Raw genomic sequence first — 561 nt, forward strand, 5'->3', positions numbered from 1 at the left:
CACATAACAAACAATTTAAGAGGGATTCCCAACGCTTGGCATTTTTCTTCTACTTCAAATTTAGTGTTTACGGTACAATGCTTTAGGTTGTGTGGTAGCGTTGCTCACCCCTTAATTGGGCGTTAGCTGGGGTTAAGAAAAACGGTGAATTTAGGGTGGCAAGGCTTTCGGTTTTCTAGCTACACACCGGATAAATCTCAGTTTCTCAGCTATCTCGCCAGTGGCACTTTTCGGGAAGCGTTTGAACTTAACGAAGTCTACTTACGGGAAGTGTTGTGTTTGTTAAGTTCGTTGGCGCGGCTTCTTTGCTGTTGAAATTCATGAATGCCTCAATTCGTTTCGTGTGCTTTGTCGTTGGTTTTTTCGATAGAATTCTTTGCAAATTACCAGGCTCAGGAATAGTGATTTTCTCGGTCATTTCTTCTTTACCAAGCGCATTTCGTGGATTAGGTTTTAATTTCACAGCTGTCCGTTTTACTTTGCCGTTTGAAAGCAATAATGTGTTTCAAATTAGGCATTTTGGCGTAATTTGCTAGCGAAAGTGCAGCAGCTAACTAGGCG

At 41.7% G+C, this 561-nt stretch carries 1 protein-coding gene; it reads right to left on the reverse strand.

Translation table 11 applies throughout. The features are described 5' to 3' along the window. Positions 1–247 precede the first annotated feature (247 nt). On the reverse strand, positions 248–463 hold the full coding sequence (locus tag AACW06_RS19975) for a hypothetical protein (RefSeq protein ID WP_192076381.1): 216 nt from the start codon (positions 461–463) through the stop codon (positions 248–250). Positions 464–561: the final 98 nt, after the last annotated feature.

The organism is Vibrio sp. S12_S33, from assembly GCF_963889785.1.
GTDB lineage: Bacteria > Pseudomonadota > Gammaproteobacteria > Enterobacterales > Vibrionaceae > Vibrio > Vibrio aestuarianus.